The sequence below is a fragment of the Limnohabitans rimovensis (SeqCode) genome (genome assembly GCF_965234775.1).
GTDB lineage: Bacteria > Pseudomonadota > Gammaproteobacteria > Burkholderiales > Burkholderiaceae_C > Limnohabitans > Limnohabitans rimovensis.
On sequence record NZ_OZ248571.1, the window covers coordinates 34,916 to 46,909 of the forward strand.

Sequence of the window (11,994 nt, forward strand, 5' to 3'; positions counted from 1 at the left end):
CTTTGTGGATCAAATGGATGGCGGCTGGGTTTTGGCCCGTGCCAAACGCTGGATTTCTTGTTCCAGGGCTTCAAAACCAATCGGCTTGGAGACATAGCCATTGGCCCCAGCGGCCAAAAAACGTTCGCGGTCGCCGGTCATGGCATGGGCGGTCACCATGATCACCGGCATGCTCGTCAAAGGACTGTTGAGCCACTGGCGCAAGGCCTTGAGGGTGCTCATCCCGTCAAGCACGGGCATCATCACATCGAGCAAAACCATGTCAAAGGCTTGCTCGGTCAACAACTGCAAGGCCTCTTGGCCATTGGCAGCGGTTTGGTAGGTGTGGCCCATTCGGTCAAGCAACAGACAGGCCAATTTGAGGTTGATGGCATGGTCTTCAACCACCAAGATGTGTTGACGCAAAACGGGCAGGGCTGGGTCGGTCAATCCCGTGGATGCCTCCAGCATGTGGGTATCGCAAGCCGGTGCCAGGGGGGCTTTGATTTCAAAGCTGAAGGTGGCGCCTTGGTTGACTTTGCCGATGGCATGGATGTCACCGCCCATGAGCCGAACCAAGTTGCGGCTGATGGCCAAGCCCAAGCCGGTGCCACCAAATGAACGGGTGATGGAGCCATCGCCTTGGATGAAAGGGTCAAACAATCGGGTGGATTGTTCGGTTGCGAAACCAATGCCTGTGTCGCGCACAGAGAATGCCAAGCTGACAGCGGTATTGAGGCTGTTGGGCAGTGCGCGCATGGTCACTTGAACCTCGCCTTTGGCGGTGAATTTGATGGCGTTGCCAATCAGATTGGTCAACACCTGGCGCAAGCGAACTGGGTCCAGCATCACCGATGGCGGGTCGCTGCCATCACTCTCAATCGACAGCAGCAGGCCTTTCTCTTGGGCCTCACGCTGAAAACTGCGCACGGTTTGCACCGCAACATCCCAAGGGCTGCAAGCAATGGGCTGCAAGCTCAGATGCCCAGCTTCAATTTTTGAAAAATCCAAAATATCGTTGATCACCGCCATCAAATGTTTGGCCGACACATTGGCCAAGCTGATGTACTCGAGCTGTTGTGGGTCCAGCGAAGTCTGCAGGGCCATTTGGGTCATGCCCACCACGCCGTTCATGGGGGTGCGAATTTCGTGGCTCATATTGGCCAAAAACTGGCTTTTCAATTCATTGGCAGAGTCTGCCTTGGCTTTGGCTTCGATCAGGTCTTTTTGGCTGTCGCGCAGGCCTTGCTCCATGGCTTCACGTTGCATGACTTCTGCGCGCAAAGCGATGTTGCTTTCTTGGTACTTGGCCGCCAAACCCTCGGCCGTTTGCAAATGCAAGTCGGCTGAGCGCAACGCGCGCCAAAACAAAAACAAGCCCAGCATGGCCACGAAAGTCAGTATGCCCAAGGTGTAGTTGATCAGCTGATGGGTGTTGGTGCGCGTGGGCAAGATGGGCATTGACACTTCTAATGCGCCACGCACATCGCCCAATTTCCATTGGGTGAAGGGAGACTGGGGGTAAGTGTTGTGACAGCTCACGCAAGCCTCTTGCATGCGGTCGGCCAGGGCCAGGCGCACAAAGGTTTGGCCATTGCGTTGTTCCTCGCGGATGAAGGGGCGATCTGGGTTCTGGCGCAGCGCCACCAGGGCGTCTTTTTGAAAACCATCGAGTTGGCGCTGCAGCGCGCGCCAAGGAAACGGCATGTCGCTGTAGTAGGCCGTGCTGCTGCCTTTCTCTTCTTGGTTGAAAAAATGGCCCAGCTCAATCACCATGGTGGCCGGCAAGGGCAATGTGCCAGGCTTGTCTTTGAAATCATGTGAAACGCGAACCCCGCTGGATTGGGCTGGCGCCATGACTTCAGTGGTGTAGAAATTGCGAAACTTCAAGATGTCTTGCGCTTGGCGCAGCAAAGACCGCTCAAGCGCCTCTTGGGCTTGCTCTTGGGCCAAGTGCTGTGACATCAACACCACAAAGCTGCCCAGCGCCAGCATGATCAAGCCCATCAGCGTTCCCACCAGCGTGGTGCGCCAGCGCGCGCCAATGGGTGGGGTTGGGGGAAAATGATTGGGTGCTGTGGTGGTGGCTGTAGACGGATCAGGCAAGGTCATGGCATGCAGTCAAACACCCCATCAGGGTGCGCAGAGATGTTGTTCAGGCCTGGCGAACAGCAATGCAAAGCCGCATGTGTGGGTGCGGCCACAGCGGGCAAACTCAACGAACCGCTTGCTCCAACCACTGCGCGAATGCAGCACACTCCCACCTGTCCATGGTACCTGTTCGCCAGCACAAATAGTGGGCGTGGGGGCTTGGAATTTGGCTGTCAAACAACCTGACCAAACTGCCATTTTCAAGCCAAGGGGCTGCCAGTTTGAGGCGCACCAAGCCCACACCCAGGCCTTGCGCTGCCGCTTCACACACCAAGCCCACATCGTTCATGCAAGAGCCATCCAAGGGTTCGGGCCAGTCTTGTTCATGGGCTGCAAACCAGGTTCGCCATGGTTCTAATGGGCTGCGCAATAAAGTGACTTCTTTGAGATCTTCGGGTTCATCAAAAGGGCCAAATTCGCGGGCAAAAGCAGGAGAAGCCACAGGGGTGACCTCGTCCTTGAGGATGCACACATGTTCTAAATCTGAGTACCGTCCTGTGCCAAAGCGCACCGTCAAGTCGGCGTCCTCTGCCACCACATCCAGCAACGGTATGGTCACTTGCAAAGTCAGGTCTATCTCGGGATAGGCCTCGGTGAATTGGCGCAAGCGCGGCATCAAGATCGAGCGCGCAAAGGTGGGGGTCACAGCCAAACGCAATTTGCGTTTGCCGGTGTTCAGCCCTCCATCTTGACCGGGAAAGCGCTCCAGACTGGCCAAACCTTGGCGCACATGGGAGAGGTATTCATTGCCCTCAGAGGTCAAGGAGAAATCGGCGCGACCAAACAGCTTGACACCCAACAGCTGCTCGAGCTGCTTGACCCGGTGGCTGACCGCGCTGGGCGTGACAAACAGCTCTTCGGCAGTGAGCGTGACCGAGCGCAACCTGGCCAGCGCCTCAAAGGTGAGCAGGCACTGGATGGGTGGGATGCGTGAACTCATTTAAAGATCACGGTCTTGTGGCCATCGAGCAGCACACGGTGCTCGCTGTGCCACTTGACGGCGCGCGCCAGCACCTGGCTTTCGGTGTCGCGCCCCAAGGCGCTGAGGTCTTCGACGGTTTTGCTGTGGTCGACGCGCGCCACGTCTTGTTCAATGATGGGGCCTTCATCCAAGTCGGCGGTGACGTAATGGGCTGTCGCACCAATCAGCTTGACCCCACGGTGGTGGGCTTGGTGATAGGGTTTGGCGCCTTTGAAGCTGGGCAAAAAACTGTGGTGGATGTTGATGGCTTTGCCCGCCAGTTGCTCGCACATGGCATTGGACAAAATTTGCATGTAGCGCGCCAACACCACCAATTGCGCGCCTTCAGCGTGGATGATTTCAAGCTGGCGTGCTTCAGCCTGCGCCTTATTGGCGGCGTTGACTTCAATGTGGTGAAAGGGGACGTTGTAGCTGGCGGCCAGCTGATAAAAGTCACGGTGGTTGCTGATGATGGCGCGCACATCCACGCCCAGCAAACCGCTCTTGCAGCGAAACAGCAAATCGTTGAGGCAGTGGCCCTCTTTGCTGACCATGATCACGCAGGGCATGGCTTGGCCACTCGCGTGCAAGTCCCAGCGCATGTCAAAGCCGGGTGCCATCGTTGCCAGTTGCGCACGCAGCACCGCCTCGGTGGCTTGGTCACACACAAAGCGCACCCGCATGAAAAACAAGCCGGTCGCCAAGTCGCTGTATTGCGCGGCCTCTTCGATGTTGCCACCGCGCTCGAGTAAAAAACCTGAAACGGCGTGAACGATGCCCGGGCGGTCGGGGCACGACAAAGTGAGGATGTAAGAAGGAGTCATTCAGATATTTTCGCAGGACTTGTGGGCGAATAAAGCGGTTCTGACGTGAATGCACTTTTTCGTGCGCTGGGCTTTGTCTGTGTGTCAAAAAACCGTGCATCGCCATGAGTTCAAAGGTGCGCATTTATGGCGCCTTTTGCGAGTGAAGAAACCAAAAGTAGGAGGCTGTCAAAGGCACATTTTTTGCTGATTCATACCCATACCGACACCGGTGGAGGCGATATGAACAGCACACACATTTTTTCAAAAACACATACTTTCGTTGATGCCGAAAAATGCGGTTTGCGATTGCTCAGAAGAGTACTTTCGCATGTGTGGCGCCACTCGCACGCTGCGGGCTTGAAGTGGATCGCTCTGGGTTTTTTCTCATGCATGTGCGCTGCCAATGCCATGACGGTTCAGCGCGTGGGCAGCGATGTGTTTGTGTCGGGTGTGATTGAGCGCCACGATGACCGCCTGTTGCGTGCCGAGTTTGAGCGTGGCGAAGTCAAGCGCCTGATCTTGGTCAACTCACCCGGGGGCGATTTGCCCGCCGGCATGGCGATGGCGCGCTGGCTGCAAGGGCAAGGTTTGACGACTTTGGTGGTGGGCCAGTGTCTGTCGGCATGTTCTTTGTTGTTCATGGCGGGCCAAGAGCGCCAATACGCCACGGGTGTCGCGCCGCACCTCACTGTGGTGGGTATCCATGGGCCCAGCATGCCATTCACCGGTGCGCTGGTTCCAGAGCGCGCCCGAGAAATGTGGGACTTCTACCAAGAGCGCATGGGCGCTAAATTTGATGCGCAGCTGTTGAACATCGCCCTGTACCAAATGCAAGACGCCAGCGGCTTTGTTTTGATCCGAGAGATGGACCGCAACCGCCCCCGCGACCGCATCACCTTGCATTGCCCCACGGCACGCACGCCGCGTGAGCAGTGCGCCGAGTACGCACACAAAGACGCCCTCACCTTGGGCGTGGTCACCGCCAGCAGCAGCGTGGTGTTGGATTTGCCAGACAACTTGCAAATTAGAATGCCCTGAAGCTGGCGGGCACTTGAAGGCCAAGGCTGGCGCATTCAGGGAGACCCTCATGCAAAACCCACCGTCCCTTGGCAATCATTTGTGGTTGCCCTTCACGCCCAACCGCGACTTTCGCCAGTCGCCTCGGGTTTTGGTGGGTGCCGACGGCATGCACTTCACCACCCAAGAGGGTCAGCGGGTGCTCGACGGCATCTCCAGCCTGTGGTGTGTGGGTGCGGGTCATAACCGCGCGCCCATCAACGAGGCGATCAAAAAACAACTCGACACGCTGGATTACGCCACGGCCTTTCAGTTTGGCAACGACCGCGCTTTTGAAGCGGCCGATATGCTGGCCGCATTGGCGCCGGGCGACTTGAACCGGGTGTTTTTTTGTACCTCGGGGTCAGAGGCGGCCGACACCTCATTGAAGATGGCCTTGGCTTATCACCGCGCCTGCGGCCAAGCTCAGCGCACGGTGTTCATTGGCCGTGAGCGCGGCTACCACGGTGTGGGTTTTGGCGGCATGAGCGTGGGCGGTATCAGCGGCAACCGCAAGGCTTTTGGCGCGGCCATGCTGCCCCGCGTGGACCACATGGCTTTCATCCATGACCCACAACAACATGCCTACATCGAAGGCGAGTTGCCCGAGTTTTCCAACGACCTGCTCAACGAACTCGAGCAGCGCATCTTGCCTTTGCACGACCCCAGCAATGTGGCCGCCATCATCGTCGAGCCGGTGGCCGGCAGCGCGGGTTGGTACATCCCGCCCAAAGGCTATTTGCAACGCTTGCGGCAAATATGTGACAAGCACGGCATTTTGTTGATCTTCGACGAGGTGATCACTGGCTTGGGCCGCATGGGCGTGCCATTTGCGGCGGACTACTTTGGCGTGGTTCCCGACATGCTCAACTTTGCCAAATGCGTGACCAATGGCGTGGTGCCCATGGGTGGGGTGATTTGCCGCGAAGCCATTTACCAGGCCGTGACCGAAAAAGGGGGCCCGGCCCATGCCATCGAGTTTTTGCATGGATATACCTATTCGGGGCACCCGGTGGCTTGCGCGGCGGCGGTCGCCACTTTGACATTGATGGCCCAAGAGCGTTTGTTTGAGCGCGCAGGCCAAATGGGCCCTTTGCTTGGGCGGGCGATGCACCAAAACCTCAAGGGGCTGCCGCATGTGGTGGGCATTCGCTCCTTGGGCTTGGCTGCTGCGGTGGAGCTCAGCCCTTCTGCCCAAGGTGCGGGTCAACGTGGGTATGCTGTGTTTCAAGAATGCCTGCGCCGAGGGGTTTTGGTGCGCAGTGCGGGTGACAACCTGGTGTTTGCGCCACCCTTCATTGTGGAGCGTGAGCACATCGAGCACATGGTGGCCACATTGGCCGATGTCATTGCCGGTTTACCGGCATGAAAAAAGCCCGCAGCAGCGGGCTTTTTTCAAGTGAACTTCAAGTTCCTAACTCAGTGCATCACCACCGGGTTTTGGGCCAATTCGGCGTATTGGGCCAGCGTGTCTTCCACTTCGTCTTGGGTCGGTGTTTTGAGTTGCCACTGGGTGATGTGCTGTTGAAACAGCTCGGCCCAATAGCCATCGAGGTACACCTCTTTGCCGTTGCGTTTGTCGACAATTTCAAACCCCTGGCGCGACAGCATGGGTTGGGCCGTGGCTTGCGGTTTGTCGCCGGGCACATCGGCTGCCATGTGCACAACGGCAAATGACTCGGAGTCGTAAAGCGTATTCATGGTGCTGCCCGTGGTGTCGTTGACGATCATATTAACCTGATATCGGCGCTGCGGCGCCCATTTCAAGGCCAACGATGGCAGCCCAGGCAGAAATCAGCGCGAGGCGGGTGCGGTTTGGTGGGCAGGGCTCCAGTGCGCATCCAATACCGGTGCGCGTCCACCCAGGCCAATGGTGGCCACAAAAATGCCAAATACAAATGAAATCAGGTATCCCATGGCCGCATTCCTGCAAAAACGCAGCTGCACTGGTGCAGCCACCCACCCACCCCGTTCGGGGCAGACCTTGACGCCCCAAGGAGCGGTCAAGTTTGGAATCGACCCCAGCGCGCCAATCTTGAGCTTGCGTGGGGCATCAAAAGGGGTCAAGGGTTGGTGCTGGCGGATTCTTTGCTGCGCAACAACAAGTCCACCTGGTCACCGCTGGTTTGGGTGATGCGGATGCGAACCGGCAGGTGCTCCAAGCTGGGTGCCATCCACAATTCGACGCGCTGGTCATATTGTTTTTGCTCTTGTCGCACCAAACGCAGGGCCTCAAGGTTGCCATAGGGCATTTTGAGTTGCTCCATGCCCGCCACTTGAAACGCCCACGGCTCGCTGTCGCGCGCACCGGTGGTGTTGAAGTTCATCACAGCGCCGGTCCCCCAGCGTTGGGGTTCTGCCAGCAGCAGACCGGAAATTTGAATGAACACACTCAAGCGGTCCTGCGTGCCGGCCAGCAGCGGTGCGTCGGGGGTGTTGGCGCTGTAAGTGATCAGCCCCTTGTCACGTTGGAAATGCGCCGCTTGCTCGCTGCGCACTTTGTCACCAAACCGACGCGGGGCCAGCCCCTCGGCGGTGATCTGACCCTGGCTGGTTTGCACCCGAGAGCCGAGCAAAAAGTGCGACACCTCCAAGCGGGACTCGTATTGGCTGGCGTCGGGTTGCCACAGCAACTCGGCCTTGGCCGAATAACCAAAGCCTTTGGCAATGCCTTGCAGGTCATAGCGCAAACGTGCGCCCACCGGGGGGCGAAAGCCGCCCACAGCCGACGGGGCAGCTGCCGTGGTGCTGGGCGCAGAAGCTGCAGCCATGGCGGGCTTGGCCTGGGCCAGCAGGGTGTCCGTGTGCGGCTGCACTGCGACATCCGCCTCTGCTTCAGGGCTCGGCAGTGCCGGCGTGGGCGCTGTCGTTGGGGTGGTGAGGCTGGCGGGAGCGCGGCTGGCGTGCGACGCTGGGGGCGTGGCGGCAATGGGTTGGGGCAGGGCAGAGGGCTGGTTGGGCGGTGTGGGCAGCGCGGCGGTCGGCATGGGGGCCCAGCGCAGATCGGAAGCGGCTGTATCGGTCAGCACCTGCACTTGCCATCGCGGCGAGGGCGCTGCCTGAGCCTGCCAAGTGGGCCATTGAAACAGCACCCACATGTGCAAAACCGCGCTGATCAGCCAAACCCAAGGGCTGGGCCCGGCCCTGGTGCGCATCTGCGAAGCAATGGTTACAAACCGCATGCCCGAGTTACCCGTCCTGTAAAATTTTCAATCGAAGCATCCACCGGCGCCTTGCGCCCGGCACTTGAACACCTCCCCACATCGGAATCCCCACACCATGAAATTGGCCACTTATAAAGACGGATCGCGCGATGGGCAACTGGTGGTGGTGTCCCGTGACCTGACCACGGCGCATTATGCAACTGGCATTGCCCATCGGATGCAACAGGTGTTGGACGACTGGAACTTCATGTTGCCGCAGTTGCAAGACCTCTCGCACGACCTCAACCACGGCAAAGCCCGGCATGCGTTTGCGTTTGACCCACGCATGTGCATGGCCCCCTTGCCGCGTGCTTATCAGTGGGCCGACGGCTCTGCTTATATGAACCATGTGGAGTTGGTGCGCGCTTCCCGCCACAGCGAAGTGCCCGAAAACTATTACACCGAACCCCTGATGTACCAAGGCGGCAGCGATGATTTTTTGGGTCCGTGTGACGACGTGATCTGCCCCAGCGAGGATTTCGGTATCGACTTCGAAGCCGAGTTGGCCGTCATCACCGGGGATGTGCCCATGCAAGCCAAACCAGAGCAGGCTTTGGACGGTGTGCGCTTGGTGATGTTGGCCAACGATGTGTCATTGCGCCACCTGATCCCCGATGAGCTGGCCAAAGGCTTTGGCTTTTTTCAAGGCAAGCCAGCCACGGCATTCAGCCCGGTGGCGGTGACGCTGGACGAGTTGGGAGACGCATGGCAAGGTGGGCGTGTGCACCTGAGCATGCAGGTGAGCTGGAATGGCCGCAAAGTGGGTATGTGCGAAGCCGGCCCCGAGATGACCTATCACTTTGGTCAGTTGATAGCTCACATGGGCAAAACCCGCAACGTGCGCGCGGGCAGCATTGTGGGCAGCGGCACCGTGAGCAACAAAGCCATTGAGCGCGACGGCAAAAAAGACTGGCCCAAAGGCTACAGCTGCATCGCCGAAAAGCGCGCCATTGAAACCATTTTGGATGGCCAGCCCAGCACCGACTTCATGAAGTTTGGCGACACCGTGCGCATTGAAATGAAGGGCAAAGATGGCCAAAGCGTTTTTGGCGCCATCGACCAGCGCATCGCTCCGCTCAACGCTGGCTAGGGTCGCTGGCCATCTGGTCAAACTTTAAAAAGTACTGACGCCCCATCGCCACCAACTGCGGGTCTGTGGGGTGGTCGCTGGCCACGTTGTCGATGATGGCGTGGGCGCACCCCTTGGCATGCGCATCGCACCACGTCCGAAACTCTGTGCGCGCGGTGCCCGGCCCAGTCAACAACACTTCATGCACCCCCGCCAAGCCGTGGCTGATTTCGGCGAAATACGACTTGGTGTCCGCATGCTTGCCTTGGTGGCTGTGGGTGCTGCGTGACTGGATGCGCTCGGCCTGCACATGCTCGCGGTCAAACATCAGCACATGGGCGTTTTGGTGGTCTAGCCAAACGACGGCGTGAAAAGTAGACATGGGGTTCCTTGGTGGTTCAGTGGGCTGTGGCAGTTTCAAACGTGGTTTGGCACGCCACACAGCGCAGGGCTTGTGGCGCAGCGTGCAACCGCTCGTGCGGGATGGGTGCACCACACGACAGGCACAAACCATAAACACCCTCTTGGATGCGCTTCAACGCGTCTTCGATGGCTTGCAGCTCAACCAACTCGTGCTCGTTGAGCGCAAATTCAAGCTCGCGCTCGCTGCGGATTTGCGCCTGGTCGTCTTGGCTGTTGTCAAAGTGGGTGTGGGCCACCTCGGCCCGGCCCAGCTTGCCCCCACGCTGCTGGGCCACTTGCGCCAACAATTGGATGCGCTGGCGGGTCAGTTGATACAAATAAGGCTGAGCGGCCGTGGTGTCCATGCGAATTCCCGAAGATGTCAATGCTTTCATCATGCGCTCGCCGTGATGCGTTGGCCTTGACCTTGGTCAACAAAAGCGGTGCGCCATCGCGCTGAAGGCACAATAAAGAGCATCTTCATTGACCGCAAAGACCCCCATGAAACCCATCGACTACAGCGTTTACACCACCATGACCATCACCCGCCGAGGCCCCGCCGACAGCGTGCTCGACGTCCAAATGAAGGCGGGCGCAAATGGCAAACTGCCCACAGCCGGCCATGCCGGGCATGAGGAGTTGTCTGAAATTTGGCGCGATGTGGGCAAAGACGACAGCGTGCGCTGTGTGGTGCTGCGCGGCGAAGGCCTGGGCTTTTCGGGTGGCGGCGACCTGGCCTTGGTGCAAGACATGGCGCAAGACTTTGAGGTGCGCTCGCGGGTGTGGCGCGAAGCGCGCGACTTGGTCTACAACATCATCAACTGCGACAAGCCCATCGTGAGCGCCATGCACGGCCCGGCGGTGGGTGCGGGCTTGGTCGCCGGCTTATTAGCCGACATCTCCATCGCGGCCAAAAGCGCCAAGATTGTCGATGGCCACACCCGTTTGGGCGTGGCGGCAGGCGACCACGCGGCCATCATTTGGCCGCTGTTGTGTGGCATGGCCAAATCCAAATACCACTTGATGCTGTGCGAACCCCTCAGCGGCGAAGAGGCCGAGCGCATTGGCTTGGTGTCTTTGTGCGTGGAAGACAAAGACCTGTTGGACAAGGCCTATGAAGTGGCCGACAAGTTGGCCAACGGCAGCCAAAGCGCCATCCGCTGGACCAAATACGCCCTCAACAACTGGTTGCGCCAAGCGGGTCCCACCTTTGACACCTCGCTGGCCCTGGAGTTCATGGGTTTTGCGGGCCCCGATGTGCACGAAGGCGTGGCCTCGCTGCGCCAGCGACGCGCCCCCCACTTTGGGTGAGTTTCGGTTTCATTAGAATCGCGCCACGATGAACACCTGGGCCAAACGACTCAAGCTGTGGAACTGGATCGCCAGTGCCGCGCTGCTGTTCGCCGCCATCGCCCCGGCCTTGTCGCAAGCCGTGGTGTCGCCCAACCCGTCCATGGGCGATATGGCCATGGTCTGTACCAGCACGGGCATGAAGTCGGTGGCCAGCTTGGACGCGGGCAGCGAGGCCCCTGCCAACGCGGCCAACCCTGCTTGTGCTTTTTGTGTGCTGCATGCCCAACTGGCATGTGGCCTGCCCACCCCCCTGGTTCCCGCATGGGCACCTCTGACCTCGGCCCCGCCCGAGTTGCAAGCCGTCAGCCAGTACCTGCCGTCCGTGCAGTGGTCGCCTGGACTGGCCCGCGCCCCGCCCTCTCTGCTTTGACCCTGTGAACTGACAAAGTGCCAGTCCTTGGCGCTTTGCCTGCGTGGTGCATGGCTTGTTGCCCCTGCCCACATCCGTGTTGTCAATGCATTGAGGTGGACCATGAACGCATTTATCTTTTTTTCCAAGGCGTCTCGCGCTTGGCGCGCCCTGCGCGCTGGCTTGGTGATGGGTATTTTTGCGCTGTGCGCGACCGCCCAGGCCCATGGTTATGACGCCGGGGACGTGCGCATCGACCACCCCTATGCCACCCCCAGCCAGCCAGGCGAACTCAGCGCCCAGGTGTATTTCCGTGCCTTAAAAAATCGCGGCCATCGCCCCGACAAATTGCTGTCGGCGCGCACCTCCCTGACCACCGGCATGGCTTGGCAACACATCGACACCACCCAAGGCGCGGTGCGCAAAACCACCGTCGCTGCGATTGACATACCGGCCAACGCCGATGTGCCCATGCGCCACAACAGCCCGCAAGGGCACACCTTGACCCTCACCGGTTTGCCACGCCCCTTGGCCGTGGGCGACCGCTTCTCGCTGTGGCTGCGCTTTGAGCAGGCCGGTGAAGTCGAGGTCAAAGTGGTGGTGCAACAACCCAAAAACACACCCACAGCCACGCCGGCACATGCGCACTGAGCGCGGAAAAAAAT

The 11,994-nt window shown here is 59.2% G+C and carries 14 protein-coding genes; 6 read left to right on the plus strand and 8 right to left on the minus strand.

Going from position 1 to position 11,994, the window contains the following annotated elements; genetic code table 11:
- Positions 1-9: 9 nt before the first annotated feature.
- The 3 genes from AC8GFZ_RS16000 to purU all read right to left on the minus strand — a co-directional run bounded on the left by AC8GFZ_RS16000 (position 10) and on the right by purU (position 3,915).
- Positions 10-2,091: a response regulator gene (locus tag AC8GFZ_RS16000; protein ID WP_506645921.1), complete on the minus strand. Its 2,082-nt coding sequence runs from the start codon at positions 2,089-2,091 to the stop codon at positions 10-12.
- A gap of 103 nt (positions 2,092-2,194) precedes the next feature.
- Complete coding sequence (locus AC8GFZ_RS16005; RefSeq protein ID WP_506645922.1) at positions 2,195-3,070, minus strand: LysR substrate-binding domain-containing protein; 876 nt, start codon at positions 3,068-3,070, stop codon at positions 2,195-2,197.
- Positions 3,067-3,915: a formyltetrahydrofolate deformylase gene (gene purU / locus AC8GFZ_RS16010; protein WP_506645923.1), complete on the minus strand. Its 849-nt coding sequence runs from the start codon at positions 3,913-3,915 to the stop codon at positions 3,067-3,069. The genes AC8GFZ_RS16005 and purU overlap by 4 nt, the downstream gene beginning before the upstream one ends.
- Positions 3,916-4,137: 222 nt before the next feature.
- Between purU and AC8GFZ_RS16015 the strand changes: the two genes are divergently transcribed.
- A complete protein-coding gene (locus AC8GFZ_RS16015) occupies positions 4,138-4,935 on the plus strand; it encodes an ATP-dependent Clp protease proteolytic subunit (RefSeq protein WP_506645924.1) in 798 nt (265 codons plus the stop codon).
- Between the two features lie 49 nt (positions 4,936-4,984).
- Positions 4,985-6,322 carry an omega-aminotransferase AptA gene (gene aptA / locus AC8GFZ_RS16020; protein ID WP_506645925.1) on the plus strand — a complete coding sequence of 446 codons (1,338 nt, stop codon included), beginning with the start codon at positions 4,985-4,987 and terminating at the stop codon, positions 6,320-6,322.
- A 50-nt stretch (positions 6,323-6,372) separates the two neighbouring features.
- On the opposite strand, the gene AC8GFZ_RS16025 is transcribed toward aptA, so the two are convergent.
- The 3 genes from AC8GFZ_RS16025 to AC8GFZ_RS16035 form a co-directional block, all read right to left on the minus strand.
- Positions 6,373-6,654: a BTH_I0359 family protein gene (locus tag AC8GFZ_RS16025; protein ID WP_506645926.1), complete on the minus strand. Its 282-nt coding sequence runs from the start codon at positions 6,652-6,654 to the stop codon at positions 6,373-6,375.
- A 93-nt stretch (positions 6,655-6,747) separates the two neighbouring features.
- Positions 6,748-6,870 (minus strand): hypothetical protein, encoded by a 123-nt coding sequence (locus AC8GFZ_RS16030; RefSeq protein WP_506645927.1) that lies wholly within the window; start codon positions 6,868-6,870, stop codon positions 6,748-6,750.
- 146 nt (positions 6,871-7,016) lie between these two features.
- Positions 7,017-8,051 carry a DUF3108 domain-containing protein gene (locus AC8GFZ_RS16035; protein ID WP_506645928.1) on the minus strand — a complete coding sequence of 345 codons (1,035 nt, stop codon included), beginning with the start codon at positions 8,049-8,051 and terminating at the stop codon, positions 7,017-7,019.
- Positions 8,052-8,232: 181 nt separating this feature from the next.
- On the opposite strand from AC8GFZ_RS16035, the gene AC8GFZ_RS16040 reads away from it, so the two are divergent.
- A complete protein-coding gene (locus tag AC8GFZ_RS16040) occupies positions 8,233-9,246 on the plus strand; it encodes a fumarylacetoacetate hydrolase family protein (RefSeq protein WP_506645929.1) in 1,014 nt (337 codons plus the stop codon).
- Here the strand turns inward: AC8GFZ_RS16040 and AC8GFZ_RS16045 are convergent.
- Together AC8GFZ_RS16045 and AC8GFZ_RS16050 are read right to left on the minus strand one after the other, a co-directional pair.
- Positions 9,233-9,607, minus strand: a complete 375-nt coding sequence (locus AC8GFZ_RS16045) for a hypothetical protein (RefSeq protein WP_506645930.1) — start codon at positions 9,605-9,607, stop codon at positions 9,233-9,235. The genes AC8GFZ_RS16040 and AC8GFZ_RS16045 overlap by 14 nt on opposite strands.
- Before the next feature lie 16 nt (positions 9,608-9,623).
- Entirely contained in the window at positions 9,624-10,022 is a 399-nt protein-coding gene (locus AC8GFZ_RS16050) for a TraR/DksA family transcriptional regulator (protein ID WP_506645931.1), read from the minus strand.
- Between the two features lie 106 nt (positions 10,023-10,128).
- On the opposite strand from AC8GFZ_RS16050, the gene AC8GFZ_RS16055 reads away from it, so the two are divergent.
- The 3 genes from AC8GFZ_RS16055 to AC8GFZ_RS16065 all read left to right on the plus strand — a co-directional run bounded on the left by AC8GFZ_RS16055 (position 10,129) and on the right by AC8GFZ_RS16065 (position 11,980).
- Entirely contained in the window at positions 10,129-10,938 is an 810-nt protein-coding gene (locus AC8GFZ_RS16055; RefSeq protein ID WP_506645932.1) for an enoyl-CoA hydratase/isomerase family protein, read from the plus strand.
- A 28-nt stretch (positions 10,939-10,966) separates the two neighbouring features.
- Positions 10,967-11,350, plus strand: a complete 384-nt coding sequence (locus AC8GFZ_RS16060) for a DUF2946 family protein (RefSeq protein ID WP_506645933.1) — start codon at positions 10,967-10,969, stop codon at positions 11,348-11,350.
- Between the two features lie 102 nt (positions 11,351-11,452).
- A complete protein-coding gene (locus AC8GFZ_RS16065) occupies positions 11,453-11,980 on the plus strand; it encodes a copper chaperone PCu(A)C (RefSeq protein ID WP_506645934.1) in 528 nt (175 codons plus the stop codon).
- Positions 11,981-11,994: the final 14 nt, after the last annotated feature.